Origin of the sequence: Marinomonas mediterranea MMB-1 (assembly GCF_000192865.1) — a bacterium.
In the GTDB taxonomy this organism is placed as follows: domain Bacteria; phylum Pseudomonadota; class Gammaproteobacteria; order Pseudomonadales; family Marinomonadaceae; genus Marinomonas; species Marinomonas mediterranea.
The window spans coordinates 1,630,171-1,656,710 of record NC_015276.1; the positions used below are offsets into that span (position 1 = coordinate 1,630,171).

The window sequence follows — 26,540 nt, forward strand, 5'->3', positions numbered from 1 at the left end:
AAAAGCCATATTGTATCATAGCGCCAATTTTCATGTCCCTTTGCCTAGATTAAGTGGCATGGTGGCGACAATAACGGACGGTAATGAGAGTTAGCTATGATCATCAAACCAAAGATTCGTGGTTTTATATGTACTACAACCCACCCAGTTGGTTGTGAGAAAAACGTTAAAGAGCAAATTGAAATGACTAAGGCGAAGGGGGCGATCGAAAACGGCCCTAAGCGCGTGTTGGTTATTGGCTCCTCTAGTGGTTATGGCTTGTCTTCTCGCATTGCTGCTGCATTTGGTAGTGGTGCTGCGACAATTGGTGTGTTCTTTGAAAAGCCTGGGACAGAGAGAAAGTCGGGTACTGCTGGTTGGTATAATGCAGCGGCTTTCGATAAGTTTGCAAAGGAAGAAGGTCTATATTCTAAAAGCATTAATGGCGATGCGTTTTCTAACGAGGCGCGTGAAAAAGTCATTGAGCTGATCAAAGAAGACTTAGGGCAAATTGATATGGTTGTCTACTCGCTGGCATCTCCAGTGCGTAAATTGCCAGATACAGGAGAAGTGGTTCGCTCTGTATTGAAGCCAATCGGCGAAACTTACCGCTCGACTGCTATCGATACTAATCGCGATGTGATTATTGACGCGGAAATTGAACCTGCAACCGAAGAAGAAGTTGCGGCAACAACAACCGTTATGGGTGGTCAAGACTGGGAACTTTGGATGTCAGCGCTGCAAGAGGCTGGTGTGTTGGCTGATGGTGTTAGAACGGTTGCTTATTCTTACATCGGTTCTGACATTACGTGGCCTATTTATTGGCACGGTGCACTTGGTAAGGCGAAAGAGGATTTGGATCGTGCTGCACACGAAATTGATTCTAAGTTGGTGTCTTTGTCGGGCGGTGCGAATGTTGCGGTGTTAAAATCTGTTGTTACGCAAGCGTCTTCAGCTATTCCTGTTATGCCTTTGTATCTTGCTATGGTTTTCAAGGTGATGCGTGAGAAAGGCTTGCATGAAGGTTGTATGGAACAGGTATATCGTTTGTTTGCTGAGCGCTTATACAATGACAATACGCCGTCTGAGTTGACTGATGACAAGAACCGTTTGCGTGTGGATGACTGGGAGTTGCGTGAAGATGTTCAGCAAGCTTGTCGAGACCTTTGGGCACAGATTAATGATGAAAACTTATTTGCCGAAACGGATTATCAGCTTTATAAAGATGAATTCTTAAAGCTGTTTGGATTTGGTTTAGACGGTGTGGATTACGAAGAGGATGTTAATCCTCTTGTTGAGTTTGACGTTCACACTCTCTAAGTATTCACTTGGTAGGCATAGACTCTCGTTGTTAGAGTTTCGTGTTCTAACCTGATATTTTTTGTAAAAGGAGGCTGTGCCTCCTTTTTTTTGTGGGTAGTATTTTCTATAGTGTCCATTAGGTTGAGCTTGAGTGAGTGAAAAATGAAATATCTGCTAATAGTATCGTTACTACTGCCTTTTTGTGTGCAAGCTCAAAGAGTCGAGCAAAAGCCGGTGGATATTATTTATGGCGATCATGTGTATCGCGGTACTCATCAAGTGGTCACGAGTTCTCCTTTGGAGGTAGAGGTTATTCCAGCGGAAAAACCAAAGCTTGAATTGGGGCCTAACGTTATCGTGTCTTCTGGTTCGACTTCTCGCTCCTATATTGAAGAGGTGCAGTTGGCCAAAAAGGAGCAGGAAATATACGATGAGGTAAACCGTCGTACCCGAGAGGCTCCCTTTACGGTTCTGTTTACAGGGAATATTCCTGAAGAAATACAGGAAAAACGTTTGAGCATGATGCCGGAGGTCGGAATTTTTGGAGATCAACTGCAAAAGCTGCAGGAGGATCAGCAGGCGTTAAATCCTCAACCTGACGAGACTGAATCATTGGCTCCTGACGTTGGTGAGTTCTCTGAAGTGACACCTGGTAATCGTGTAATCGGGACGAAGCCTGCGACGTCTAATCAAGCTGCGGATGAGTCGCCGCAAGATAGGGCGGAGATGAGTGATGAAGAGAAGTTAGAGCAGCTTATTGGTGGCTAATAGCTGGTGGCTATATAGTTAGAGTGAGAGGTCTTTCTTAAAAAGGCCTCTTCTGATATAAAAACAAAAAAAGAGCGATTCACGCTCTTTTTTTGTTTTTATTGGCTTGGGTATTTCGATGCCATGGCTCTTGTGTGCCGTTTTTAGTCTAATTTTTCGGCTGTGCGTCCACTGAGCAGCCATTGGTGCTTTCGCTATCTTTCCCCATTAAGTATAAATAGAGCGGCATCAGCTCTTCGGGGGATTTGAGTGTTTGCGGGTCTTCCGCTGGGTAGGCGCATGCTCTCATGTTTGTTCGAGTGGCGCCAGGGTTTATTGCATTGACACGAATATTACTGGTTTGAGCAAGCTCTTCTGAAAAAAGCTGCATCATTGCTTCTGTTGCGAATTTTGAAATAGAGTAAGCTCCCCAAAATGCGCGTGCTTTTCTGCCGACAGTGGAGGTTGTGAAAATGATGGATGCACTGTTGGAGTTTCTCAAAAGTGGGATGAGTGATTGCGTGAGCATGAATTGACTGTTCACGTTCACTTTCATTACTTGCTCAAATGTTTCGGAGTCATAGTCGGAAAGCGGGGTTCGTGTGCCTAAAACGCTTGCGTTCAATAGCAGGCCGTCTAGTTGAGGGAATTCAGTTGACAGCGTGTTGGCAAGCTCTTGATAGTCGTGCTCATTGGCATTCTCAAGGTTGATGGGCACAATGGCGGGTTGTGGATAGCCTTGTTCTTCAATTAAGTCGTAAACGTCTTCAAGCTTTTTAGGGGTGCGGCCGAGTAAAATTACGGTTGCACCATGTGCTGCATACTGTAAAGCTGCTTCCTTTCCTATGCCGTCTCCAGCACCAGTAACGAGTACGGTTTTGCCTTCTAATAGCGCTTTAGGGGCTTCGTAATCTAGCATATGTTACCTCCATTCGCTGTCGTTCAGTATAGATGCTGCTGGTGGCTTCTCGTGTTGTTAAGAATGAGGCTTCTGTGTGTGCATCATGTAGTTAACTGAAACGTCGCGGTCATTTAATTTATATACTTTGGTGAGTGGGTTGTACGTTAAGCCTGTCATGTGTTGAACGTCTAGCCCAGCGTTACGTGAAAAATTGTTGAGTTCTGCTGGCTGTATAAACTTAGCATAGTCGTGAGTTCCTTTAGGAAGCAAGCCAAGAATGTATTCTGCGCCTACAATGGCAAAAAGATAGGCTTTTGGATTGCGGTTTATTGTCGAGAAATAAACGTGACCACCCGGTTTACAAAGCTTCATGCATGCTTTTATGACAGATGCCGGGTCAGGAACATGTTCTAGCATTTCAAGGCAGGTAACAATGTCGTATTGTTCGCTGTCTCGCTCGGCGATTTCTTCCGCTGTTATTTGTTCGTAGGCGACATCGACACCACTTTCTTTTGCGTGCAAAGAGGCAACGCCCAACGGGGCTTCACCCATATCTATGCCTCTAACGTTCGCTCCCATGAGTGCCATGGATTCAGAAAGAATACCGCCACCACAACCAACATCGATGACTTTTTTGCCATCTAGCGGACTGCGTTCGTTTATGTAGTTGACGCGAAGAGGATTGATTTCATGCAGTGGTTTAAATTCGCTGTTCTTGTCCCACCATTTGCTTGCGAGCGCTTCAAACTTGGCAATCTCTTCTTGGTCAACGTTCAGGCTTGATGTGTGGTGTTCAGTCATTGTTATATCCTGCATAAAATCTAACGGCTCTGTAGGCTTTTTACGCTTGAGAGGTGCTTACAGATGAAAAAAATTTCTTATTAACTTTCGGCATTATAACGACTTAGGATGCAATGACTACAAAAAAACAAAGGCTTGTCACGGTTTAGTCATAGTTTGCGTCAATTAGAGCTGATTTTGTTGTGTGCCGACGAAACGTGTTGGCAAAATATGGGTGTTCCACAAATGGTTGTGATATAATTTCGCGCTTATAAAAAGATAGTAGGAAGTCATTTCGACTTCAGGCATAAGGATCGGTTGTACCTATGGGTGAATTAGCCAAAGAAATCATTCCTGTCAGTATAGAAAACGAATTAAAAGGTTCGTACCTTGATTACGCAATGAGTGTTATCGTTGGGCGAGCTCTCCCCGACGTGCGTGATGGTTTGAAACCAGTGCATCGCCGTGTTTTGTATGCGATGAACGAATTAAAAAATGATTGGAATAAACCCTACAAAAAGTCTGCTCGTATTGTTGGTGACGTAATAGGTAAATATCACCCGCATGGTGATTCCGCGGTTTACGAGACAATTGTCCGTATGGCCCAGCCTTTCTCAATGCGTTACACCTTAGTAGATGGTCAGGGTAACTTCGGTTCTGTCGATGGTGATAGCGCTGCAGCAATGCGTTATACCGAAATAAGAATGGACAAAATCTCTCATCACTTATTGATGGATTTAGAGAAAGAGACCGTTGACTTTGTTCCTAACTATGATGAATCGGAAACCATGCCGGAGGTGCTTCCTGCACGAATCCCTGGCTTATTGGTAAACGGTTCTGCTGGTATCGCTGTGGGTATGGCGACCAATATCCCTCCTCATAACCTTACTGAAGTTATTAATGGTTGTTTGGCTTTGATCGATCGTCCTGAGATTGAGATCGATGAGCTGATGGAGTTTATTCCTGGTCCTGATTTCCCTACAGGTGCGTTCATTAATGGTCGCGCAGGTATTGTTGAAGCTTATAAAACAGGGCGTGGTCGCATCTATATGCGTGCTCGTCATCATGTTGAAGATATGGAAAAAGGCAACCGACAGGCGATTGTCTTTACTGAGATTCCATATCAGCTGAACAAAGCAAAAGTTATTGAAAAAATCGCTGAGCTTGTAAAAGAGAAAAAGCTTGAAGGCATCAGTGAACTGCGTGACGAGTCTGACAAAGACGGTATGCGTATTGTGATCGAGCTTCGTCGCGGTGAAAACCCTGATGTCGTTGTGAACAATATCTTTACCCAAACTCAGTTGCAGTCTGTGTTTGGTATTAACATGGTTGCCTTGGTTGATGGGCGTCCTGAGTTGCTTAATCTTAAGCAAATCCTTGAGTGCTTTGTACGCCACCGTCGCGAAGTAGTAACTCGACGTACTATCTTTGAGCTTCGTAAAGCGCGTGAGCGTGGTCATATACTCGAAGGTTTAGCCGTTGCGCTTGCTAATATTGATCGCGTAATTGAGCTGATTCGTACTTCACCGTCTTCTGCAGAGGCGCGTGAGAAGTTGATCGCTGAATCGTGGCAGCCAGGTGACGTGATGGCTATGTTGGAAAGGGCTGGCGCAGATGCTTGTCGCCCTGATGACTTAGATCCTCAGTTTGGCTTTAATAATGGCGCGTATCGCCTATCTCCTGATCAGGCGCAAGCTATACTGGACCTACGTTTACACCGTCTAACTGGATTGGAGCATGAGAAGTTACTTTCTGAGTACAAAGATCTCATTGCTGTTATCGCTGAGTTATTGGAAATATTAGGTAATCCAACGCGCTTGATGGAAGTTATTTGTGAGGAGTTGGAGGCTGTTCGAGACCAGTTTGGTGACGAGCGCTTGACTGAAATTCTCACTTCTCGTCAAGACCTAACCATTGCAGATCTTATTGATGAAGCGCCAATGGTTGTGACTATTTCGGATACAGGTTATGCGAAGTCTCAGCCACTTGAAGAGTACAAGGCTCAGCGTCGCGGCGGACGAGGAAAGTCCTCTGCAACCATGAAAGACGAAGATCATATTAGTCACCTTTTGGTCACTAGTAGCCATGATACGGTTATGTTGTTCAGTAACTTTGGTAAAGTCTATTGGCTGCGCGTGTTTGAGATTCCTGTAGCGAGCCGTACTGCTAAAGGTCGTCCGATTGTAAACTTGTTGCCATTAGCAGAAGGGGAGCATATCTCTGCTTTGCTTCCGCTTAACGATGAAATGGAAGATTCGTATATTTTCATGGCGACAGCGAATGGTACTGTGAAGAAGACTGCTGTTGAGTACTTTGCTCGCCCACGTTCAACAGGCTTGATCGCTTTAAGTCTCGATGAGAATGATGAGCTTGTGGGTGTGGCGCAAACGTCAGGCGAAAATGACATTATGCTTGTGTCCAGTTCCGGCAAAACGATCCGATTTAAGGAGAGTGATGTTAGGGCAATGGGTCGTACTGCGGCCGGTGTTCGTGGTATCCGTTTAGCGGATGAGTATAAGGTGGTTTCACTTATCGTTCCGCAAGAAGGTTGTTCTGTTCTATTCGCTTGTGAGAATGGGTTTGGTAAGCGTACATTGACCGAAGACTTTCCAGTGTATGGTCGAGGTGGACAAGGTGTCATTGGTATTCAGGTTTCCGAGCGTAATGGTCCAGTTGTTGGGGCGACGCAGGTCGAGGATACAGATGAAATCATGCTGATTTCTGATCAGGGGACTCTTGTTCGTACGAGAGCGTCTGAGGTTTCTTGCCAAGGTCGAAATACTCAGGGTGTGACTTTGATTCGATTGATGAATGATGAGCATCTTGTTGGTGTTGAGCGTGTTGTCGATGAAGATGACGATGCTGGCGAAGATGCTGAGTCTGAAGAGCGGGGTGAGGAACAGGCTACAACGCCTGATGCACCAGAGGCTGAAAAAACGGACGAAGCGCCCGACAGTGAAGGCGAAGAGTAAATAAAGATGGCGCACATTGTGCGCCTCTTTTATGTTGGATATTGGAAAAGTGTTACTTAGTTCGATGTTGCTTGTTGAGTGATGGCGGATGATTTTATTAAGTAAGTGAGATGATGGGGATATTGGCGGAATGAGTCGTTCTTTTAATTTTTGTTCTGGTCCTGCAGCGCTGCCGGAAGCTGTATTGAAAAAGGCGCAAGCAGAGTTGTTAAATTGGCACGGAGCAGGTGTTTCTGTGATGGAAATGAGTCACAGAAGTAGTGAATTTACTTCCATTTTGGAATCCGCCAAAGCACGTTTAACTCGTCTGCTCGATATTCCAGATAATTATGAAATTCTGTTTGTGCAGGGTGGCGCTTCTACTCTGTTTGCACAAATTCCGGCAAACTTTGTGACAGATCATAAAACCGTTTGTTATTTGGATACTGGTGCTTGGTCTGCTAAGGCGATTAAAGAAGCGAAGAAGTATGCAGATGTCATCGTCTCTGGCTCTACTAAAGAACAAAATTATACGACGGTACCTAGTTGGGAGGAGCTCAATCTAGACCCTAATGCCGCGTACCTTCATATTACGCCGAATGAAACGATAGGTGGTCTTGAATTTGATGATCTGCCTGAAACGGATTTGCCTATAATTGCAGACCTTTCATCTACCATTTTGTCTCGTTCTATCGATGTCAGTAAATATGGCATGATTTACGCGGGTGCTCAGAAAAATGTAGGGCCGGCAGGGGTTGTTATCTGTATTGTCCGCAAAGATCTATTGGAGCGTTCTGATAACGAGGCCCTTCCTTCTACTTGGTCGTTTGCAAACCTTGCCAAAAATAACTCTATGATAAATACGCCGCCAACATTCGCGATTTATCTTGCTGATCTCGTGTTTGAGTGGTTGGAAGCGTTGGGTGGCGTAGAAGCTATTGAGAAAGTGAATGAGCAAAAAGCGGCACGCCTTTATAAAGCGATTGATGGTAGTAAGTTGTATAGCAACCCCATCGATGTAGCCTATCGCTCACGTATGAATGTGCCGTTTGTGTTAGCGGATGAATCTCTTGAGCAGACGTTCTTGGCGGAGTCTGAGGCGGCGGGTTTGAGGACATTGGCTGGACATCGTTCTGTAGGTGGTATGCGAGCGAGTATTTATAATGCAATGCCTGTCGAAGGTGTTGAGGCGCTTATTGAATTTATGCGAGATTTTGAGTCTCGTTACGGAGCTTAAGCATGCTTGATAAAAAGATGTTGCCAGATACGCTTCCTGGTCTGAGAGACCGAATTGATGAGATAGATCAGAAAATTCAGCAACTTATCAATGAAAGAGCGTTGTGCGCGCAAAAAGTTGCTGATGTTAAGGTTGCAGAGCAAGGTGAAGAGGGCGTTGTCTTTTATCGCCCCGAGCGTGAAGCGCAGGTTCTGCGGCGCGTTATGGAGCGCAACGAGGGTCCGCTGGGGAACGAAGAAATGGCGAAAGTATTTCGCCAAATTATGTCTTCTTGTTTGGCGTTAGAAAAGCCTATGCGTATTGCATTTTTAGGGCCTGAAGGGACATTTACTCAGCAAGCTGCTCATAAGCACTTTGGTAAATCTATCGTAAGTGCTCCTATGGCTGCTATTGATGAGGTGTTTCGTGAAGTTGAGTCTGGCGCGGCAAACTACGGTGTTGTGCCTGTAGAGAATTCTACGGAAGGTGTTGTAAATCACACGTTGGATAGTTTTCGTTCATCGCACCTGAAAATTTGCGGTGAGGTTGAGGAGCGTATTCATCATCACTTGTTGATTAGTCCTAATATTAACGCGGAAGATGTTACGCACATTTATTCTCATCAGCAGGCTTTGGCTCAGTGTCGAGCGTGGTTGGATCGCTATTGGCCTCACGTGGAGCGTGTTTCTGTGAGTTCTAATGCAGAGGCTGCTCGTCTTGTTTCAGAGGCTGGGCGTAACGGCAAGGCTGTTGCTGCGATTGCGGGTGAAATAGCATGTGAGCTATATGGGTTGCAGAAAGAATCTTCTAATATCGAGGATCACCCTGAGAATACGACTCGATTCTTGATTATTGGGAATCAAGATGTGCCAGCGAGTGGCAGCGATAAAACCTCTTTGCTAATCAGTGCTAAAAATGAGCCGGGCGCATTGTATCGTTTATTGGAAGCGTTTGAGCGTCATCGTGTCGATATGACGCGGCTAGAAACTCGCCCTTCATTGATCAGCAAATGGGGGTATATTTTTTATATCGATTGCGTAGGGCATTATTCGGACGCGTCTTGTAAAGCGGTAATAAGTGAGCTTCGAGAGCGTGCTTCGGAAGTGAAAGTGCTTGGTTCATACCCGGTCGCGGTATTGTAAAAAAAGACGTTATTGGTGGTTGATGCAATAGAAAATGCTTTGGCTGCCTCAATTTAAAATAGGTTGTTGCATGCAAGACGAGAAAGTGTCTGAGCATTTTGGAAATGTATTAATTATCGGTTTAGGTATGATCGGTGGCTCTTTTGCGAAGGCGCTTAAAAATAAGGGTGTGGCTACCCTGTTTGGCGCTGACAGAAGAGACGCAGAGTTGACGCTTGGTATTTCAACGGGCGTTATTGATTATGCTGCGCAGTTGGATCAAGAAACCATTGCCCAAATGGATGTGATTGTATTGGCGACGCCAGTGCGCGCAATGGCCTCCGTGTTAAAAGAAATACATGCTTTTATTCGTCCGGACACCTTGATTACGGACGTAGGCTCAACGAAAGGGAGTGTCGTTGAGGCGGCTAAAAAGGTATTTGGTTATGCTCCCGCTAATTTTATCCCTGGTCACCCGATTGCCGGTGCCGAGAAAAGTGGTGTATTGGCGGCCAATCCTCATCTATTTGAACGTCATATGGCCATTGTAACTCCGTTACCAGAGAGCGACCCCGTTCTATTGGACAGGCTTTATAAGTTATGGGAAGCGGTTGGCTCAGATGTCGTGGGCATGGATGTTGAGCATCACGACCATGTGTTGGCGTCATCCAGTCATTTACCTCATTTATTGGCATATACTTTGGTTGATACGCTTGCGAACAGTGAAAAAAGCCAAGATGTCTTTAAATTTGCGGCGGGCGGTTTTCGTGATTTTACTCGGATTGCATCGAGTGATCCGGTTATGTGGCGTGATGTATTTTTGGCTAACAAAGAAGCGACGTTAGCAACGCTCGACCTTTTTACTGATCGGTTGTCTTTTATGAGGCAAGTCATAGTAGAAGGCGATGGGGCGAGTATGTTTGGTGTTTTCTCTCGCGCTAAGTCTGCAAGAGATCACTTCTTGAGGTTACTTGAACAGCGTACCTTGGGAGGTCAGTCAGAAGTTAAACCCGTCTCTATTTCCTTATCTTCTGTTAATGCAGTGAAAGGTGCGGTTTCTTTGACGGGTGACAAATCTTTGTCACATAGAGTGGTTATACTCGCCGCCCTTAGTTGTGGAGTGAGTACGATAGATAATCTGGATCTCACTGGGAACGTTAAAGTGACGGTTCAGGCACTGCGTGATATGGGTGTGGTAATTGATGATATTGGATTGAATCAGGTGAGAGTTCACGGTGTGGGGTTGAAGGGGCTTAAGGCGCCAATTGCACCGATTAATGTGCATTCATCTCTCACCAGTTTGTATCTTTTGCTTCCGGTTTTGGCTGGACAGGAGTTTGAAGTCTCCGTGACGGCGGATGAGGTACTTTTAAATCGTCCTATTTCATCATTGTTGGCAATATTGAGCTCAATGGGAGCGACGGTCGAGACTGCTGCTGCAGATTGTTTGCCTGTCACTATAAAGTCGAGAGTGCCAAAAGCGTTGGATATTGCGTTGGCTCAGTTTTCTAGACGATTGTCTTCGTCCGCTATGTTGGCTTGTTTGTTCTCTCCAGGTGAGTCGCAAGTTATTTTGGCAAATGATGATGGCGAGATTGACGTAGAGATACTAAAAGCATTTGGCTTTAATGTGAAGCTCGAGGGCAAGCGATTTAAATCGGCTCCGTCTACGTTGCATTCTACAGATTTAATGCTTCCTGCTGATGTAAATAAAACGGCTTTGTTGCTTGCATTTGCGTGTTTGTGTCCCGGCTCAGATTTATCCATTGAGAATGCACTGACGGGCGAAAATATTGGTAGTTTGTTGCCGTTCTTGGGTAAACAAGGGGCTGATATTCGTTATGAAAAGGACGCTAACGGGAAGTTGCCACAGGGAAGGGTGAGGGCTCGCTTTTCCCAATTGAAAAACTTTGAATTGTTGCCAGAAAATACGACTCGATTGAGAGAAAGTTTGCCAATTGTGTGTGTCTTAGCGGCCTTTACGAAAGGGACGTCGAAAATTTATGGAGTACGCTCTCTTGCGTATTACTACGAAGATCGAATTATGACTATGCTCGATGGATTGAGGCATATGGGGGTGAAGGTTACATTTGAGAATGATGTCGTTTACATCGAAGGTGGTCACCCTGTATCCGGCAATAATTTGGACTCTGCTGGGGATTATCACATTGCCCTGGCTATGTTGGCGCTAGGGATTAGAAGTCGTGAACCTTGTGTGGTGCATGACTGTCAGAAATTATTAGAAGAATTTACAGAATTGGAAAGTGTAATGGTGGCATTGGGTTTGCAATGCGACGTCGCACGATAAAAAAGTATAAGAGGAATTATTATGATTGATCAGTCCCCAGTTATTACGATTGACGGCCCAAGCGGTGCGGGTAAAGGTACTGTGAGTCAGTTGGTTGCGGAAAAACTGGGATGGCATTTGCTCGATAGCGGTGCATTATATCGTCTGCTGGCTCTTGCTGTATCGCATCATGGTATGACAGAGGATGATGTTGAGTCCTTGAGAGTGCTTGCTGAACACTTAGACATTCAGTTTGAGCAACGTGAAGAAGGTAAAGTAGATATTGTGCTTGAGGGGGAAACGGTCACCCAAGCTATTCGCACTGAATTGGTTGGAAACAGTGCATCGAAATTGGCTCAAATTCCTGAAGTTCGTGAAGGGCTATTGATGAGACAGCGCGCATTTTCTCAAGAGCCTGGGTTGGTTGCAGATGGGCGAGATATGGGTACGGTAGTGTTTCCAGATGCGCCTGTAAAAGTGTTTTTGACTGCTACTGCTGAGGAACGCGCAAATCGCCGCTTGTTGCAATTGCAGCAAAAAGGGGACGAGGTTAACTACGAAGAATTGGTTGCTACTATTAAAGAGCGTGATGAGCGGGATGCGAATCGTGCGGTTGCGCCTCTTGTTCCCGCAGCAGGAGCATTGGTTATAGATAGTACGGATCTTTCCATAGAAGACGTCGTTGCTATGGTGCTGGCTGAAGTTTCTAAAACGGGTATAGCGTCAGTATCCTGCTAAGTGTTTTGGTGGAAGGTTTGGCCTTCTCGTTATCTTACTAAATTGATAGTTCTATTCTATGTATCAATTGTGCTAAAATAGACTAGAATTTACCCAAGTCGGTATTGGACCAGCCAAAGTCAATCCCGCAACTATTATTAACTGACCCATATTTGCTGGTAATGTGGAGATAGGATGTGATTCAGTAGAATTACAGTCCTTTTTTTATAGGAAACACAATGACTCAAAGCTTCGCAGAACTGTTTGAAGAAAGCCTTAAAACCGTAGAAATGGCTCCAGGCTCAATTGTTACTGGTATCGTTGTTGACATCGACAGCGATTGGGTAACAGTTCATGCAGGTCTTAAATCTGAAGGCGTTATCCCTCGTTCTCAATTCCTAAGCGAGAGCGGTGAATTCACTCTAAACATCGGTGACGAAGTTAAAGTTGCACTTGATGCTGTTGAAGACGGCTTCGGTGAAACTAAACTTTCTCGTGAAAAAGCGAAACGCGCTGAGACTTGGGCTGTTCTTGAAAAAGCCTACGAAGAGGGTGAAATCGTTACAGGTATCATCAACGGTAAGGTTAAAGGTGGCTTCACTGTTGATATCGCAAATATCCGTGCTTTCTTGCCAGGTTCTTTGGTAGACGTACGTCCTATCCGCGATACTTCTCACCTTGAAGGTGTTGATCTTGAGTTTAAACTTATTAAGCTTGATCAAAAACGTAACAACGTTGTTGTATCTCGCCGTGCTGTTATGGAAGCGACTAACAGTGCTGAGCGCGAAACTCTTCTTTCTTCTCTTGAAGAAGGTCAAGAAGTTAAAGGTATCGTTAAGAACCTTACTGATTACGGTGCGTTCGTTGACCTTGGTGGTGTTGATGGTCTTCTACACATCACTGATATGGCTTGGAAACGCATCAAACACCCAAGCGAGATCATCGCTGTAGGTGACGAAATTGATGTTAAAGTGCTTAAGTTTGACCGTGAGCGTAACCGCGTATCTCTAGGTCTTAAGCAATTGGGTGAAGATCCATGGGTTGCTATCAAAGCTCGTTACCCAGAAGGTACTAAAGTTACAGCACGTGTAACTAATCTAACTGACTACGGTTGCTTCGCTGAGCTAGAAGAAGGTGTTGAAGGTCTTGTTCACGTTTCCGAAATGGATTGGACGAACAAAAACATTCACCCATCTAAAGTTGTTCAAATCGGCGACGAAGTTGAAGTTATGGTTCTAGATATCGACGAAGAGCGTCGTCGTATCTCTCTAGGTATCAAACAGTGCACTCCAAACCCATGGGAAGAGTTTGCTGGTTCTTTCAACAAAGGCGACAAGATCTCTGGTGCAATCAAGTCTATCACTGACTTTGGTGTGTTCATCGGTCTTGACGGCGGTATCGACGGACTTGTACACCTTTCTGACCTATCTTGGGATGAAACTGGTGAAGAAGCGGTACGTCAATACAAGAAAGGTGACCTTCTTGAGACCGTTGTTCTTTCTATCGACGCTGAGCGCGAGCGTATCTCTCTAGGTGTTAAACAACTAGCTGAAGATCCGTTTATTGCTTTCGTTGCAGAAAATGACAAAGGCGCGATCGTAACAGGTACTGTTACTGAAGTTGAAGCGAAAAGTGCGGTTGTTACTCTAGCTGAAGGTGTAGAGGCTTCTTTGAAAGTTTCTGATATCAGCCGTGAGCGCATTGAAGATGCTCGCAACGAGTTGAATGTTGGTGATTCTATCGAAGCTGCGATCGTAAGTGTTGATCGTAAAGCTCGTACTATCAGCATCTCTGTTAAGGCTAAAGACGCTTCTGAAGAGAAAGCTGCTCTTAAGTCTCACTCAGAGAAGCAACAAGTTGAAGCAAATGGCCCGACTACAATCGGTGACCTAATCAAAGCTCAACTAGAAAACCAAAACTAATCTGACTTTATGTTGGATAAAAAGCGAGCTTCGGCTCGCTTTTTTTATGCCTTTTTGATTGTGTGTTTTCTGGAAAAAATATTAGATAAAATTTGTTCGCAGAGTGTTTTTTTAATGTCTAACTAATTGACAAAAATACTATACACAGAACATGTGGATAAGTATGGGTATAGGTGAATGGGGAAGTTTCTCTCTGTGGGGAAGTGATTAGAGATTTAATGGTTGAGTATATAGCCTTGGTTCATGACGCTTTGCTATCTAAAGTTGGCTAAAAGTGTTTTGATGTCGTCTTCACTCCATTCGTCTTTTTCTATAAGTGATTGAAGTGATTGGTTGTTTTGAATTTGATCTAAATTTTTTTGAAACTTCGCATAATGGTAGTCTTTAATTAACTTTTCGTCCTGATCTGAGCGGTAAAGATCCTTCTCATTTTTATTTTCTTTCTGTTGTTGATTTTTGGGATTTGTGTGCCCTTGATGCGTGCTTGTTGATAAATCTGATTGCTTTTTTAGAGTCGCGTTGTTTTGGTACGCCTTTATCATATTTTTTTTTAACATACGTCGTCTTCTACCTCAATTTCGGTTACAAGCAAGTGATCTTCCTTAGCGAGCCATTTTATATTGGTATTCCATAGTTTAATTCCATGGTGTCGGTCAGTCGTGTTCGAAAGGTAGGATGGTCTTGGGTCTTGCTCAATTACTTGCTTTATTAAGGATAGCAGGTTTCGACCAAATTTTTTTTCATAGCTGATTGCTTGATGTGTCGCGAGTTCGCTAAATTCGACTTGTGAGGGGGCGGACTTTTCTGGTGCGAAACCGCCTAATGCATCCGTCTTTATATCTGCGTAAGGCAGGTAGGGCTTTATGTCTATAACGGGTGTTCCATCCAATAGATCTGCGCCTTGCAAGTCAATAAATATTTTCTTGCCATGCTTGTGTATTTTGTCGATTTTTAATACTGATAGTCCGATCGGGTTTGGTCGATGCGTCGCTCGTGTAGCAAATACGCCCATTTTCTCTTTACCACCTAATCTTGGAGGGCGAACTTTGGCTTTCCATTTTTCTTGAATGCATTTATGAAAAACGAAGTGAACCCATATATGAGAGAAGCCTTCCAATCCGTCGAGTATGTCTTCGCGATTGAACGGAGGGAGCAGCTCCAGAGAGGCTGTTGTCTCTTCTACGAGTCCAGGTTGGCGGGGGATGCCAAATTTTTCAGTATAACAAGAGTGAATGACACCGATTTGAGTGAATTCAAACGTTGTGGAAGAGGTCAATGTTCGCTCCAATTTTCGAATAATCTTGTGGAATGTCAAAATACATATCTAGCTGGATGCGTGGATCTAACAAAAACCTAAGAATGCTATATGTGCGCCGAATGTCTGGAGTTGTGTATTTGCATCTGAATAGTAACGATATGCTTCTAAGGTAGATTGTCATCGCGCAACTTGTTAGAGAAGGCTTTTCAATAACCAGCAAGAAAAACTTTGTGGTAGTATACCGATTCTACTAGTAATTAAGAATGTTACGGTTAGTTTTTCATAGATAACGTAATCTGTGTGGTGAAGTAATCGCACTTATAATGTATTTCAGGTGGTTTAAGAGTTATGTCTATAGATGCTTATATGAAAGAGGTTGGGCAACAAGCTCGATCTGCATCTCGCAAGTTAGCGAGCGTGTCAACGGAAGAAAAAAATCAAGCCTTATGTGCAATGGCTGACGCGCTAGAGGCAGCTCGACCCCTATTAAAAGTCGAAAATGCGAAAGATATCGAAGCGGGCCACGCGAAAGGTTTAGATGCTGCTCTTTTGGATCGTCTTGAATTAACGGATGCTCGTATTGACTCCATGATAGAAGGGTTGAATCAGGTCGCAGCGCTTCCTGATCCAATTGGTGAAATCACTGATATGGTGTATCGCCCGTCTGGTATTCACCTCGGAAAGATGAGGGTGCCATTGGGTGTTATAGGTATTATTTACGAGTCCCGCCCAAATGTAACGATTGATGCGGCAAGTTTGTGTTTGAAGTCTGGCAATGCAGCTATTTTAAGGGGTGGTAGCGAAGCGTATTACTCCAATCAGGCGATCGCTCATGCTGTAAAACTCGGACTTAAGAAGGCACATCTGCCAGAGTATGCTGTTCAGGTTATAAATACGACAGACCGTGATGCGGTTGGTAAATTAATTAGCATGTCTGAGTTTGTTGATGTCATTGTGCCACGTGGCGGAAAAGGTTTGATTACTAGAATAAGCAACGATGCAAGAGTGCCTGTTATTAAGCACCTTGATGGTAACTGCCATGTTTATGTAGACGATCAAGCTGATTTGGATAAAGCGTACGCTATTGCAATGAATGCAAAGACTCGACGTTATGGTGTTTGCAATGCGATGGAATCATTGTTGCTGCATAAAGACATAGCGGACATTTTTTTACCCAAATTGGCGGCCGCTTTTGGTGAAAAAGGTGTGGAGTTGGTTGGGTGTGCTGAAACGCAAAAGATTTTGAGTGGTATAGGCTTAGCAACCGAAGAAGACTGGTACACCGAATATCTTGGGCCTAAATTGTCTGTGAAAATTGTTTCAAGTATGAACGAAGCGATTGAGCATATTAATAAGTACGGTTCTCATCATACGGATGCGATTGTGTCTCAGGACTATTCTAAAACGAGATTGTTTATGACGGCTGTTGACTCGTCATCAGTCATGATTAATGCATCGACTGCGTTCGCTGATGGTTTTGAATATGGTCTAGGGGCGGAAATTGGAATATCAACGGATAAAATCCACGCACGAGGCCCAGTCGGTTTAGAGGGATTGACGAGTCAAAAGTACGTAGTGATGGGAGACGGTCATACACGTGACAATTGATTCAAGTTTGTCTGCTTTATCGGCTGGTCAAAGGAGCAAAGGGGTCGTCATTATGGGTGGCACCTTTGATCCTATTCATCATGGTCATTTACGGTCCGCGATTGATCTTCTCGATAAGCATGGCTTTAAAGAGCTTAGATTGGTACCTTGCTTTCAGCCTGTTCATAAAGATAGGCCCAACGTAAGCGCGCTTCAACGCTTAGATATGGTTCGTCTTTCGATCGAAAACGATTCGCGGCTCTGTGTTGATGACCGTGAGATAACAAGGGAAGGGCCGAGTTATACGATTGATACGCTTAAGACCATACGCTCTGAAATAGGGGAATCCGAACCTCTTATTATGGTGCTTGGAACGGACAGTTTTCTTTCCTTGCCAACATGGGCAGATTGGTGGGATTTAACCGAATACTGTCATATCGTGGTTGTGGCTAGGCCAGGCTGGGATTCGGAGTATATTTCTGAGTTAAATGCGTTTTACGAAAATCATCGAGCATTGTCTGCAATTGAGTTACAATCCGCGCCCGCAGGCAAAGTTTGGCTTGAAACGTTAACACCTCTAGGGATTTCATCAAGTATGATTCGAAACCTTTGTAGGCAATCGTTGTCTATAGCCTACCTATTGCCAAAAGCTGTACAAGAATACATTGATCATAACCAATTATATAAATAGGTAACTTTACTATATGAGTGAAAACCAAATGCAAGCTGACGAGATTCTGTCTCATGCTGTAGAAGCACTAGAAGATGTGAAAGGTGACAAAATCACCGTTCTTGAAGTCGGCGAATTAACAGACATGATGGACTACATGGTTATCTGTACTGGTACTTCAAAACGCCATGTTCAATCCTTGGGCCAAAATGTTGTTGAGCATTTAAAGTCTAATGGACTTCAGCCTCTTGGCAGCGAAGGTCGAGAAATGGGTAGTGAATGGGTATTGGTCGATTTACATGATGTTGTTGTTCATGTCATGACTGAAGAAGCTCGCTCTTTCTATGATCTAGAAAAACTTTGGGATATTAAGACCAGAGAGCAATAGGCGAACCGATAATGCGCATACGCTTAATTGCAGTAGGAACGAAAATGCCGAAATGGGTAACGCAAGGTTATGATGATTATGCCAAGCGTCTCCCAAAGGATTTTGCATTAGAGCTAATAGAAATTCCTATGGCGCCGCGTGGTAAAAATGCCGATATAGCGAAAGCGATAAAGAAAGAAGGGGATGCGATGCTCGATGCCATCCCTTCTGGCGACAAAGTGATTGCTTTAGAAGTGCTGGGTAAGAATTGGTCGACGGATAAGTTGGCGGATCAAGCTGAGCAATGGCGTATGGATGGCTATAATATTTCACTTTTAGTCGGTGGACCAGACGGGTTAGATCCTCGCTGTACCGCAATGGCGAATCAAGCTTGGTCTCTTTCTGCGCTCACACTTCCTCACCCAATGGTTAGAATTATTCTCGCTGAGCAGGTGTATCGAGCTTGGACGCTTATGAATAATCATCCTTATCATCGTTGAGGGTGAAACTTGGGCCATAAACATCATATTTTTCGGAACTATCGGCAAGAGCAATCTCTTACGCAAAGGCGAGTGATATTCTCCGCTGTTTTTGTATTAATCCTTTCTCTTATTTTGATGTCTCGATTGTTTTATTTGCAAGTCGTTGAGCATCAGAGATACGTTACCAAAGCCGACGATAATCGAGTGATGCTTGTCACTGAGCCACCACCGCGTGGGCTTATTTACGATCGACATGGCGTTGTCTTAGCTGACAATCGTCCTATCCACAGTTTAACGATCACTCCCGAACGTGTTTCTAACTTGCCTAAACTCAAAGGAATGCTTTCCGGCATTTTGAACATATCTGAGGATGAGTGGCGGACGTTTGATCAACGACGTAAAGAATATAGGCGTCCTTATCAGTCTATTACACTAAAGTCACAATTGACGGATGAAGAGTGGGCAAAAGTTTCAGTTGATTTATACAAACTTGATGGGGTGCAGGTTGAGGCTCAATTAACCCGATATTACCCTTATGGTGAAGCATTTGCACATGCAATTGGTTACGTTGGTCGCATAACCGAAAAAGACTTAAAGCGAGTGGATAACCAGTCCTATCAAGGTGCTCAATTTATAGGTAAAACGGGTGTAGAAGGGTTTTATGAAAATGAGTTATTTGGCCGCCCTGGGATATCTAAGGTTGAAGTCAATGCTCGTGGCCGAATTATGGAAGAGTTGGAGAGACAAAACCCAGTACCAGGTCACGATCTTCATCTTTACCTCGATGCGCGTTTACAACAATACGCCTATGACTTACTTGGAGATTATAAAGGGTCCGTTGTCGCGTTAGACCCGAATACTGGTGGTATCTTAGCGTTGGTCTCGAAGCCGGGCTTTGATCCCAATTTATTTGTGCGTGGTATCTCCTCAAAAAACTACGCGTCTCTTAGAGATTCTAAACGCTTGCCGCTGTTTAATAGGGCGCTTCGAGGTGGTTATCCTCCCGCGTCGACAATAAAACCATTTATGGCACTTGCGGGCCTTGAATACGGCTTTTCTTCTTGGAACGAAAGCTATTATGCCAAAGGATTCTATCAAATAAATCCAAATGGCCGTCGCTATAGAGATTGGAAGCGAGAAGGTCATGGTTGGATTAATTTAGAGCGCTCCATTATTGAGTCTGTCGATACTTACTATTATCAATTAGCCCATAAAATGGGTATTACACCTATCCACAACTTTCTATCCCAATTCGGGTTCGGCGATCGAACGGTTCTCGACTTGAATGGTGCAGGAAAAGGGTTGTTGCCTTCAAATGAGTGGAAAAAAGCGAAATATAAAGAATCTTGGTATCCAGGGGACTCTGTAAACGTTGGGATCGGGCAGGGTTTTATGGTTGCGACGCCGATTCAAATCGCAACAGCAGTAACCGCGTTGGCTAATCGAGGGCATTACTACTCCCCACGTATGGTCGAAACCGTTGAGCAGGAACCGATTGATTTTGGGGTTGCCGGTGAAGATCATAAGATAAAGCTTAAGAACAACAAAAATTGGGAACGCATGGTGAACGCGATGCGAAAAGTAGTTACTGACTCGAAAGGAACGGCAAGACGCCTCCGTGGAACGGATTACTCAATTGCAGGTAAGACGGGAACGGGGCAAGTATTTAGTTTGCAAGAAGATGAGGAATACGATGCCAAGAACTTGGTAAAACGGCTTCACGATCATGCATTATTTATCGGCTTCGCCCCATCAGACAAGCCTGATATTGTCGTGTTCTCCATTTTTGAAAATGGCGGGAGTAGCTCCAAACCTGCTGATCTCACTAAGCAATTGTTTGATGCATATTTGAACGATGATTATCCAAAGCAGTATGATTTTCTAAAGGGAGATCAATCGTGAATGCTACTTGGTATCAAAGGTTTATACGTTTTACAAATGCCAGGTTATGGCGTTTGACTCACATCGATGTTCTATTAGCTGCTTCTCTTGTGTTGCTTATGTCTGGAGGCTTAGTCGTTTTGTATTCGGCTTCTGGACAGAATATGGAAATGGTTGAGCGGCAAGTCTTTCGTTTGGCATTAGGGTTTGCGGTGTGTCTGGCATTGGCGCAACTGCCGCCTAAATATATGTTACGAGCCTCTCCACTTTTGTTTGTTGCGATCGCGGGTTTACTTGTAGGCGTTTTGTTGTTTGGTGTGGGAGCGAAAGGCGCCCAACGTTGGTTGGAAATTCCGGGTGGGCCGAGATTTCAACCGTCTGAGATTATGAAGATTGTCATGCCCATGATGATTGCTTGGTATTTTGCGCATCGACCTTTGCCTCCATCATTTAAGCAAATAGCGACAGTTTTAGTGATTATCGTCATACCCGTTTTAATGATTGCGAAGCAGCCAGACCTAGGGACGTCTCTTTTAGTTGCTGTGTCCGGTTTGTTTGTCTTGTTTTTAGCTGGGCTTCCTTGGATATACATGCTTTCAGCGGGAGCTTGTGCGCCTGTTGCTGGGTATTTGCTTTGGCATGTCATGCATGATTATCAGCGCCAGCGAGTTTTAACGTTTTTAAACCCTGAGAGTGACCCTTTGGGTTCTGGCTGGAATATTATTCAGTCAAAGACGGCGATAGGCTCAGGTGGTGTATATGGAAAAGGGTGGCTTGAAGGAACTCAAGCTCAGCTTAATTTTCTACCAGAAAGCCATACAGACTTTATTATTGCTGTGTTGGGTGAAGAGTTCGGAATGCTTGGATGTGGCGTGCTTATATTCGCGTATTTGCTCGTAATAGCACGAGGCTTATATATTTCGGCGACAGCTGAAGACAATTACGCTAGGCTTTTAGCGGGTAGCTTAACATTGACGTTTTTTGTTTATATGTTCGTAAACATTGGAATGGTATCTGGAATACTGCCTGTAGTAGGTGTTCCTTTGCCACTTGTCAGCTACGGTGGCACATCGATTATTACGATTATGGCAACGTTCGGTATATTAATGTCTATTCAAACTCATAAACGAGCGAGATGATGAAAAAAGTTACGTTATGGATAATGTGTTTGTGTTTGGTCGCTTCCTGTTCGAGCACGCCTTCAGATGCCGTGCATGAGGTCGATACTGTTTCGCCTAATGGTGAGTCTGAAGTAATGGCAACGGACGAAAATCGTTCCGGGGCGCCAAATAATTATTACTTACGACAAGAGGTACAGGCGTTCGTAGAAGTAATAGCACAAAAGCATGACTATGATAAAAATACGCTGGTTCGAGCGTTCTCTTCAATTCAACAGCGCCCCCAAGTTATTAAGAAGTCGAATAATCAGCCTGAAGTAATAACGCCTTATTTTGAATACAAGAAACGCTTCGTTAATGACTCTCGTATTAATGAAGGCATTGCTTTTGCTCAACGCAATAAAGAGTGGTTGAAAAAAGCACAGCAACAGTACGGTGTCGATTGGAGTATTATTGTTGCGCTTATTGGTGTCGAAACCGCATATGGCAGAATTACAGGGTCTCGAGACGTATTTACATCGTTGACGACCTTAGCGTTCGACTACCCTAGACGTGGAAAGTACTTTCAGAGAGAGTTGGAGGCCTACTTATTGCTTGCCCGACAAGAGAGTTGGGGGATAGGTAATACAAACGGTTCCTACAGTGGTGCACTAGGGATGGTTCAATTTATGCCTAGCAATTATATTAAGCTGGCAGTGGACTTTGATGGTAATGGTCATATTGATCTGTGGGAGTCTCCGGCTGACGCCATTGGGAGTGTCGCTCGATATTTGCGCTTCCATGGGTGGGAAGCGAATAAAAATTGGGTTGTTTCCGCTGATGTAATGGATACTAAAAAAGTGTCTTCGCTTTCAAATAAAGGTCGAAAGCCCATTTATGATCGCCATGAATGGGCGAACCTTGGTGTGTATTCTAAATTAAGTAGTAATGACAAAATGGGGCTGATTAAATTACGGACTGCCCCTACTCAAGTTAGTTATTGGTTAGCGTCTGAAAATTTCTTTACCGTGATGGATTACAACCCAAGTCGACGATATGCCATGTCTGTAATTGAATTAGCGAATAGGTTAAAGGTAAATGAACTGTAATAGACTGCTGATACTCATCGTTATAGGGCTGTCGCTCAATGGCTGCATGAGCACCAAGCATATCAATGGAGGCGGATCGTCTTCAGCGGATTTAGATAAAGCAACGGGCGGCGGACGCTATACCATACTGCAAGATCATGGGCCGTCTTCTGATGTTAAAGTAGACCATCTTCCTGACTTGGTGCCAAAATGGGAGCCTAAAAGTCGTGGTGGTAATAAGAGCCCTTATGTCGTGTGGGGTAAGCAGTACTATGTGATGTCTAGTGCCGAAGGGTATAGTGCGCAAGGAACCGCCTCGTGGTACGGTAAAAAATTTCATGGGCATAAAACGTCTAATGGCGAAACCTATGACATGTACGCCTTTTCGGCAGCTCATAAGAGTTTGCCTCTGCCTACTTACTTAAAAGTAACTAATATTGATAATGGCCGTTCGGTTATTGTCAGGGTCAATGATCGTGGCCCTTTTCACGGTGATCGTCTGATTGATTTGTCTTATGCGGCAGCAGTGCGCCTTGATTATCATAAAAAGGGGTTGGCGAGGGTTAAAGTGGAAGCGATTACCCCCAAGCCTGGTCAGACTCTTACAGTAAAAACAAATAGTAACGCGGTTGCAAAGACACCAGTAGTGGTGCCGAAAGCGCCTCAGCCATCTTCTGTAAAAGTAACCTCTTCGTTTACGCATCTGCAACTTGGCGCGTTTAGTTCTCAGGATTCCGCCGAATCTCTCAAAAATAAGCTCATTGAGCAGTTTGATACACAGATTATTGTGCAGGTTATATCAAGTGATTCTGGGCTTTATAAAGTCCTTGTTGGCCCTTATAATTCGCCCGCTATGCTCGCCGAATGGCAAACAAAATTAGAAGATGCGGGTTTTGCAAAAAGTGTAAAGGTTGCGTTATCTCAGTGAAGTACTAGAGCCTTATTTGGCAGTCTAGTATTATTTCCCTCATATATTAATAGTTAGGTGATGTTCTAGAATATGAAACGACTTATTGGAATTTTATTAGTTTTTACCAGTCTTTTCTCAATAGAGGTGAACGCTGCTCCTTCTCTTATTCCTGCGCCCCCTCAGTTATCGGCGAGCAGTTATATTTTGATGGATGCCTACACGGGCGAGGTTTTGGTAGAGCAAAACTCCCACAAAGAATTACCACCAGCAAGTTTAACAAAGCTTATGACGGCTTATATTGCTGATTATGAAATAGCTCGAGGAAATATTTCATACGACGATCAAGTTAGAGTCAGTGAGGCCGCTTGGCGCATGAAAGGGTCTCGTATGTTTATTCGTGAAGGAACACGCGTAAAACTAGAAGACCTAATGCGCGGCATTATTATTCAATCAGGCAATGATGCGAGTGTCGCAGTTGCGGAGCACATTGCTGGCGCAGAAGGGGCATTTGTCGACTTAATGAATCAACATGCTCAGTTGCTTGGTATGAAAAATACGCACTTTCAGAATTCAACTGGCTTTCCTGCTGAGAATCACTATTCAAGTGCTTACGATATAGCCTTATTGTCTCGTGCTAAAATTCTACAGTTCCCTGAAAGTTATAAAATGTATGCGGAAAAATACTTCACCTACAATGATATTCGCCAACCAAACCGCAATAAGCTGCTGTGGCGAGACAAAACGGTAGATGGTCTTAAAACAGGCCATACTCAAGCCGCAGGTTACTGCCTAGCTGCGTCTGCAGTTCGTAATGGAACGCGTTTGATTAGTGTTGTAATGGGGACGTCGTCGGACGAAGCGCGTGCGACTGAGTCTCAGAAATTAATGAACTACGGTTTTCGATACTATGAGACCCGTAAGCTCTACAGTGCAGGCCAAGTAGTGAATAATGCTCATGTATGGGGCGGCGCAACTGATTCGGTTAAAGTCGGTTTTACAGACGACGTACTTGTCACCATGCCTCGTCAACAAGCGGATTCAATTCCTGCTACATTGGACTTAGCTCCAGTGATAGAAGCGCCTATTTCTGCTGGTGATGTATTAGGTAAAGTGATCGTTGGTCAGGAAGGTAACGTACTACTTGAGCGAGAAGTAGTAGCGCTTGAATCTGTTGAAGAAGGTGGCTTCTTTAAGCGCTTATTTGATAAAATTAAGCGGTTCTTTATGAATCTATTTTAATAGTCGCTTTAAGGAAGTGTGAAAGGGGCAGTACCTTCATACTTCCTAACCAATTGAGAAACATAAATGGCTTTGATTACAAAAAATGGTGCGCCTGCTGCCGATCCAGCAGACGCACCTAAAATAGAGTTTCCTTGTGAAAACTACCTAATAAAGGTCGTTGCGTTGGATGTCGATGGTGGTTTTGATGAGTTGGTTGCGTGTTTAAATACGCTCGCTCCAGAGTTAGACTGCTCGACTATCACAAACAATCGTTCTAGCAAAGGACGCTTTATCAGTTATAGCTTTAGAATAATCGCACAAAGTGAAGCGCATTTAGCAGAACTGGATGCTGCATTAAAGGCAATTCAATCCATCAAGATGGTTATGTGATGTCGAAAGAGCTGATTGTTCGAGACATCGGTCTTGTTGAGTACGAAAAAACTTGGGAGGAGATGAAAGACTTCACCCAAACAAGAACAAAAGAGCAGCCAGATCAGATTTGGTTGCTTGAGCATCCTCCGCTATTTACGCAAGGGCAAGCTGGTAAAGAAGAGCACCTGATTGAAACGGGTGATATTCCTGTAATACAGGCTGACCGCGGAGGTCAAGTGACTTATCATGGCCCAGGTCAACTAATCGCTTACGTAATGATTGATCTTAAGCGATTGGGGATGGGGGTGAGAGAGCTTGTATCAGCGCTTGAAAATGCCGTTGCCGCTGTACTAAAGAAATATGATATAGATGCCTATCCAAAACCGGATGCTCCAGGTGTTTATGTTAATGAAATGAAGGTGTCTTCGTTAGGGTTGCGGGTTCGAAGAGGGTGCTCATTCCATGGGCTAGCACTTAATGTCGATATGGATTTGACTCCGTTCTTGCGTATTAACCCTTGTGGCTATCAAGGGCTACAAATGATTGATATGAAACGCCTCAACTCAACAGTGTTAATGTCCGATGTTAAGAAAGACATGGCATTAGAGCTGGCTACACATCTCGGATTCCAGTCTCCGATGATTCAGAAAGGGTAAATGAATTAATGAACACAGAACGCAAGCGTGTCGTACAAGGTGAAAAACTTCGCGGCGCGGAAAAAATGGCTCGTATTCCGGTTAAAGTGATTCCTACAGAGGAAATCCCCCGTAAGCCTGATTGGCTGCGTGTGAGAATTCCAGCGTCGCCTGAGATTGCACGTATTAAAAGTACCTTACGAGAGCATAAGCTTGCATCGGTATGTGAGGAAGCAAATTGCCCAAATTTAGGCGAGTGTTTCAGTAATGGGACGGCAACCTTTATGATTATGGGTGATATATGTACCCGTCGATGCCCTTTCTGTGATGTTGCGCACGGTAGACCGAATGCGTTAAGCGAAGACGAGCCTAAAGAGCTTGCAGCAGCAATTAGGGATATGAGGCTTAAGTATGTGGTGATTACGTCGGTAGACCGAGATGATCTACGTGATGGTGGTGCTCAGCATTTCGTGAATTGTATTGATGAAACGCGAGCATTATCTCCAAACATCGAGATTGAAACGCTTGTACCGGATTTTCGTGGTCGTATGGACGTCGCTGTTGACATCTTAACGCAATCGCCACCAGATGTGTTCAATCATAACTTGGAGTCGATTCCGCGCTTGTATCGTCAAGTTCGTCCGGGGTCAGATTATCAGTGGTCTTTGGATCTACTGAAAAATTTCAAAGAACGCTGCCCTGACGTACCAACAAAATCTGGTTTAATGGTTGGGATGGGTGAAACATTTGAGGAAATTGTTGAGGTGATGAAAGACCTTCGCGCTCACAATGTAGAAATGCTGACTATTGGTCAATATCTTCAGCCTTCTAAACACCATTTCCCTATGGACCGCTTTGTGCCGCCAGAAGAGTTTGAGCGCTATGAGCAGGTTGCGAAAGAATTAGGCTTTACGCATGCCGCGTGTGGTCCATTGGTTCGATCTTCCTACCATGCAGACAAGCAGGCTCATGGTGAGCGAGTTTCATAAATCAGTTTACTTAAATAACGAAGCGGGATGCCGGAAACATAGTTTCCACCATGCCGCTTT

The 26,540-nt window shown here is 44.2% G+C and carries 24 protein-coding genes; 20 read left to right on the top strand and 4 right to left on the bottom strand.

Going from position 1 to position 26,540, the window contains the following annotated elements; all coding sequences use genetic code 11:
- Positions 1–96 precede the first annotated feature (96 nt).
- Both fabV and MARME_RS07335 read left to right on the top strand, forming a co-directional pair.
- Positions 97–1,299: an enoyl-ACP reductase FabV gene (gene fabV, locus MARME_RS07330; protein ID WP_013660631.1), complete on the top strand. Its 1,203-nt coding sequence runs from the start codon at positions 97–99 to the stop codon at positions 1,297–1,299.
- A 144-nt stretch (positions 1,300–1,443) separates the two neighbouring features.
- Entirely contained in the window at positions 1,444–2,049 is a 606-nt protein-coding gene (locus MARME_RS07335) for a hypothetical protein (RefSeq protein WP_013660632.1), read from the top strand.
- A 148-nt stretch (positions 2,050–2,197) separates the two neighbouring features.
- Here the strand turns inward: MARME_RS07335 and MARME_RS07340 are convergent, their stop codons facing one another.
- Positions 2,198–2,947, bottom strand: coding sequence for a YciK family oxidoreductase (locus MARME_RS07340; protein ID WP_013660633.1), 750 nt, complete (start codon positions 2,945–2,947; stop codon positions 2,198–2,200).
- A gap of 57 nt (positions 2,948–3,004) precedes the next feature.
- Entirely contained in the window at positions 3,005–3,730 is a 726-nt protein-coding gene (gene ubiG / locus MARME_RS07345; RefSeq protein ID WP_013660634.1) for a bifunctional 2-polyprenyl-6-hydroxyphenol methylase/3-demethylubiquinol 3-O-methyltransferase UbiG, read from the bottom strand.
- Positions 3,731–4,035: 305 nt separating this feature from the next.
- Between ubiG and gyrA the strand changes: the two genes are divergently transcribed.
- The 6 genes from gyrA to rpsA all read left to right on the top strand — a co-directional run bounded on the left by gyrA (position 4,036) and on the right by rpsA (position 13,923).
- Positions 4,036–6,681 (top strand): DNA gyrase subunit A, encoded by a 2,646-nt coding sequence (gene gyrA / locus MARME_RS07350; protein WP_013660635.1) that lies wholly within the window; start codon positions 4,036–4,038, stop codon positions 6,679–6,681.
- A 130-nt stretch (positions 6,682–6,811) separates the two neighbouring features.
- Positions 6,812–7,897: a 3-phosphoserine/phosphohydroxythreonine transaminase gene (gene serC / locus MARME_RS07355; RefSeq protein ID WP_013660636.1), complete on the top strand. Its 1,086-nt coding sequence runs from the start codon at positions 6,812–6,814 to the stop codon at positions 7,895–7,897.
- Between the two features lie 2 nt (positions 7,898–7,899).
- Positions 7,900–9,018 carry a prephenate dehydratase gene (pheA, locus tag MARME_RS07360; RefSeq protein WP_013660637.1) on the top strand — a complete coding sequence of 373 codons (1,119 nt, stop codon included), beginning with the start codon at positions 7,900–7,902 and terminating at the stop codon, positions 9,016–9,018.
- Positions 9,019–9,088: 70 nt separating this feature from the next.
- The gene (locus MARME_RS07365) at positions 9,089–11,305 is read left to right on the top strand and encodes a prephenate dehydrogenase/arogenate dehydrogenase family protein (RefSeq protein ID WP_013660638.1); all 2,217 of its coding nucleotides are present in this window, start codon (positions 9,089–9,091) and stop codon (positions 11,303–11,305) included.
- A gap of 21 nt (positions 11,306–11,326) precedes the next feature.
- Positions 11,327–12,022, top strand: coding sequence for a (d)CMP kinase (gene cmk, locus MARME_RS07370; protein WP_013660639.1), 696 nt, complete (start codon positions 11,327–11,329; stop codon positions 12,020–12,022).
- 218 nt (positions 12,023–12,240) lie between these two features.
- Entirely contained in the window at positions 12,241–13,923 is a 1,683-nt protein-coding gene (gene rpsA, locus MARME_RS07375) for a 30S ribosomal protein S1 (RefSeq protein WP_013660640.1), read from the top strand.
- 254 nt (positions 13,924–14,177) lie between these two features.
- On the opposite strand, the gene MARME_RS07380 is transcribed toward rpsA, so the two are convergent.
- Both MARME_RS07380 and tsaA read right to left on the bottom strand, forming a co-directional pair.
- On the bottom strand, positions 14,178–14,480 hold the full coding sequence (locus MARME_RS07380; RefSeq protein ID WP_013660641.1) for a hypothetical protein: 303 nt from the start codon (positions 14,478–14,480) through the stop codon (positions 14,178–14,180).
- On the bottom strand, positions 14,474–15,199 hold the full coding sequence (gene tsaA / locus MARME_RS07385; protein WP_013660642.1) for a tRNA (N6-threonylcarbamoyladenosine(37)-N6)-methyltransferase TrmO: 726 nt from the start codon (positions 15,197–15,199) through the stop codon (positions 14,474–14,476). The genes MARME_RS07380 and tsaA overlap by 7 nt, the downstream gene beginning before the upstream one ends.
- Positions 15,200–15,529: 330 nt before the next feature.
- Here tsaA and MARME_RS07390 point away from each other — a divergent pair, with 330 nt between their 5' ends.
- The 12 genes from MARME_RS07390 (at position 15,530) to lipA (ending at position 26,480) form a co-directional block, all read left to right on the top strand.
- A complete protein-coding gene (locus tag MARME_RS07390; protein WP_013660643.1) occupies positions 15,530–16,789 on the top strand; it encodes a glutamate-5-semialdehyde dehydrogenase in 1,260 nt (419 codons plus the stop codon).
- On the top strand, positions 16,779–17,459 hold the full coding sequence (gene nadD / locus MARME_RS07395) for a nicotinate-nucleotide adenylyltransferase (RefSeq protein WP_013660644.1): 681 nt from the start codon (positions 16,779–16,781) through the stop codon (positions 17,457–17,459). Before MARME_RS07390 ends, nadD begins: the two co-directional genes overlap by 11 nt.
- 13 nt (positions 17,460–17,472) lie before the next feature.
- Complete coding sequence (rsfS, locus tag MARME_RS07400) at positions 17,473–17,826, top strand: ribosome silencing factor (RefSeq protein WP_223295019.1); 354 nt, start codon at positions 17,473–17,475, stop codon at positions 17,824–17,826.
- A gap of 11 nt (positions 17,827–17,837) precedes the next feature.
- A complete protein-coding gene (gene rlmH, locus MARME_RS07405; protein ID WP_013660646.1) occupies positions 17,838–18,305 on the top strand; it encodes a 23S rRNA (pseudouridine(1915)-N(3))-methyltransferase RlmH in 468 nt (155 codons plus the stop codon).
- A gap of 9 nt (positions 18,306–18,314) precedes the next feature.
- The gene (gene mrdA / locus MARME_RS07410; protein ID WP_013660647.1) at positions 18,315–20,189 is read left to right on the top strand and encodes a penicillin-binding protein 2; all 1,875 of its coding nucleotides are present in this window, start codon (positions 18,315–18,317) and stop codon (positions 20,187–20,189) included.
- The gene (rodA, locus tag MARME_RS07415) at positions 20,186–21,307 is read left to right on the top strand and encodes a rod shape-determining protein RodA (RefSeq protein ID WP_013660648.1); all 1,122 of its coding nucleotides are present in this window, start codon (positions 20,186–20,188) and stop codon (positions 21,305–21,307) included. The genes mrdA and rodA overlap by 4 nt, the downstream gene beginning before the upstream one ends.
- A complete protein-coding gene (mltB, locus tag MARME_RS07420; protein WP_049787760.1) occupies positions 21,304–22,374 on the top strand; it encodes a lytic murein transglycosylase B in 1,071 nt (356 codons plus the stop codon). The genes rodA and mltB overlap by 4 nt, the downstream gene beginning before the upstream one ends.
- A complete protein-coding gene (locus tag MARME_RS07425) occupies positions 22,364–23,281 on the top strand; it encodes a septal ring lytic transglycosylase RlpA family protein (RefSeq protein WP_013660650.1) in 918 nt (305 codons plus the stop codon). The genes mltB and MARME_RS07425 overlap by 11 nt, the downstream gene beginning before the upstream one ends.
- A gap of 72 nt (positions 23,282–23,353) precedes the next feature.
- Positions 23,354–24,502: a D-alanyl-D-alanine carboxypeptidase family protein gene (locus tag MARME_RS07430; RefSeq protein WP_013660651.1), complete on the top strand. Its 1,149-nt coding sequence runs from the start codon at positions 23,354–23,356 to the stop codon at positions 24,500–24,502.
- A 66-nt stretch (positions 24,503–24,568) separates the two neighbouring features.
- Positions 24,569–24,874, top strand: coding sequence for a DUF493 domain-containing protein (locus MARME_RS07435; RefSeq protein WP_013660652.1), 306 nt, complete (start codon positions 24,569–24,571; stop codon positions 24,872–24,874).
- Positions 24,874–25,512 carry a lipoyl(octanoyl) transferase LipB gene (gene lipB / locus MARME_RS07440; protein WP_013660653.1) on the top strand — a complete coding sequence of 213 codons (639 nt, stop codon included), beginning with the start codon at positions 24,874–24,876 and terminating at the stop codon, positions 25,510–25,512. Before MARME_RS07435 ends, lipB begins: the two co-directional genes overlap by 1 nt.
- A gap of 8 nt (positions 25,513–25,520) precedes the next feature.
- A complete protein-coding gene (lipA, locus tag MARME_RS07445) occupies positions 25,521–26,480 on the top strand; it encodes a lipoyl synthase (protein WP_013660654.1) in 960 nt (319 codons plus the stop codon).
- The last annotated feature ends 60 nt before the right edge of the window (positions 26,481–26,540 follow it).

Excerpts from the sequence above, each read along its gene's own strand:
- rsfS (WP_223295019.1), top strand. The coding sequence starts at position 17,473 with ATGAGTGAAAACCAAATGCAAGCTGACGAGATTCTGTCTCATGCTGTA.
- MARME_RS07390 (WP_013660643.1), top strand. The coding sequence starts at position 15,530 with ATGTCTATAGATGCTTATATGAAAGAGGTTGGGCAACAAGCTCGATCT.
- pheA (WP_013660637.1), top strand. The coding sequence starts at position 7,900 with ATGCTTGATAAAAAGATGTTGCCAGATACGCTTCCTGGTCTGAGAGAC.
- rpsA (WP_013660640.1), top strand. The coding sequence starts at position 12,241 with ATGACTCAAAGCTTCGCAGAACTGTTTGAAGAAAGCCTTAAAACCGTA.
- lipB (WP_013660653.1), top strand. The coding sequence starts at position 24,874 with ATGTCGAAAGAGCTGATTGTTCGAGACATCGGTCTTGTTGAGTACGAA.
- fabV (WP_013660631.1), top strand. The coding sequence starts at position 97 with ATGATCATCAAACCAAAGATTCGTGGTTTTATATGTACTACAACCCAC.
- serC (WP_013660636.1), top strand. The coding sequence starts at position 6,812 with ATGAGTCGTTCTTTTAATTTTTGTTCTGGTCCTGCAGCGCTGCCGGAA.
- cmk (WP_013660639.1), top strand. The coding sequence starts at position 11,327 with ATGATTGATCAGTCCCCAGTTATTACGATTGACGGCCCAAGCGGTGCG.
- MARME_RS07430 (WP_013660651.1), top strand. The coding sequence starts at position 23,354 with ATGAAACGACTTATTGGAATTTTATTAGTTTTTACCAGTCTTTTCTCA.
- MARME_RS07435 (WP_013660652.1), top strand. The coding sequence starts at position 24,569 with ATGGCTTTGATTACAAAAAATGGTGCGCCTGCTGCCGATCCAGCAGAC.
- MARME_RS07380 (WP_013660641.1), bottom strand. The coding sequence starts at position 14,480 with ATGTTAAAAAAAAATATGATAAAGGCGTACCAAAACAACGCGACTCTA.
- gyrA (WP_013660635.1), top strand. The coding sequence starts at position 4,036 with ATGGGTGAATTAGCCAAAGAAATCATTCCTGTCAGTATAGAAAACGAA.
- MARME_RS07340 (WP_013660633.1), bottom strand. The coding sequence starts at position 2,947 with ATGCTAGATTACGAAGCCCCTAAAGCGCTATTAGAAGGCAAAACCGTA.
- rlmH (WP_013660646.1), top strand. The coding sequence starts at position 17,838 with ATGCGCATACGCTTAATTGCAGTAGGAACGAAAATGCCGAAATGGGTA.
- lipA (WP_013660654.1), top strand. The coding sequence starts at position 25,521 with ATGAACACAGAACGCAAGCGTGTCGTACAAGGTGAAAAACTTCGCGGC.
- mltB (WP_049787760.1), top strand. The coding sequence starts at position 21,304 with ATGATGAAAAAAGTTACGTTATGGATAATGTGTTTGTGTTTGGTCGCT.
- ubiG (WP_013660634.1), bottom strand. The coding sequence starts at position 3,730 with ATGACTGAACACCACACATCAAGCCTGAACGTTGACCAAGAAGAGATT.
- MARME_RS07425 (WP_013660650.1), top strand. The coding sequence starts at position 22,364 with ATGAACTGTAATAGACTGCTGATACTCATCGTTATAGGGCTGTCGCTC.
- MARME_RS07335 (WP_013660632.1), top strand. The coding sequence starts at position 1,444 with ATGAAATATCTGCTAATAGTATCGTTACTACTGCCTTTTTGTGTGCAA.
- MARME_RS07365 (WP_013660638.1), top strand. The coding sequence starts at position 9,089 with ATGCAAGACGAGAAAGTGTCTGAGCATTTTGGAAATGTATTAATTATC.